This window comes from Terrisporobacter mayombei, from assembly GCF_020748465.1.
Classification (GTDB): Bacteria; Bacillota; Clostridia; order Peptostreptococcales; family Peptostreptococcaceae; genus Terrisporobacter; species Terrisporobacter mayombei.
Genome location: NZ_JAHZMP010000075.1, coordinates 1 through 553 on the forward strand (window position 1 = coordinate 1; position 553 = coordinate 553).

The following is a 553-nucleotide window of genomic DNA, read 5'->3' on the forward strand; positions in this document are numbered from 1 at the left end:
AAATATCTAAATGTTAGGGAACTACAAGGAATAACAATAAACAGCAAAAATAATCCTAAAACTTTAAATAAACAAGTCCTAGAAAACATGGGATTAAATTTAAAAGACTATAATGAAACACAGGAATGTATAATTGAAAATATAACTTCTAGAAAAGATGTAAATAAATATTTGAGAAAAACTTCTGCGCCTATTACAGAACTTACAGGAAGCGATAGATATGAAACAGCAGTTAAAATAAGTAAAGAGGGTTGGAAAAATGGTTCAGATAAGGTAGTTATAATAAATGGAGATGTAAGTATAGATGGTAGTATATCAACGCTACTGGCAACTACATATAATGAGACAATACTTTTGGTTGAAAAAAATAAATTGCCTAATAGTGTAAAATCAGAATTAAAAGGTCAAAACCCTAAAGATATAATTATAATTTGGCATCAGTACTCTATTTCTAAAACTACTGCTAAACAAAATAAAACATCTATAAAACATACTCAAACACGCCTAAATTGACTTAATCAACTATAGAAATAGGATCTATAGTCAAAGGAAA

1 pseudogene is annotated in these 553 nt (G+C 27.5%); it reads left to right on the forward strand.

The annotated features are described in order from the left end of the window. A pseudogene (locus K0039_RS20380) lies at positions 1 to 510 on the forward strand (cell wall-binding repeat-containing protein); the annotation flags it as partial. Positions 511 to 553: the final 43 nt, after the last annotated feature.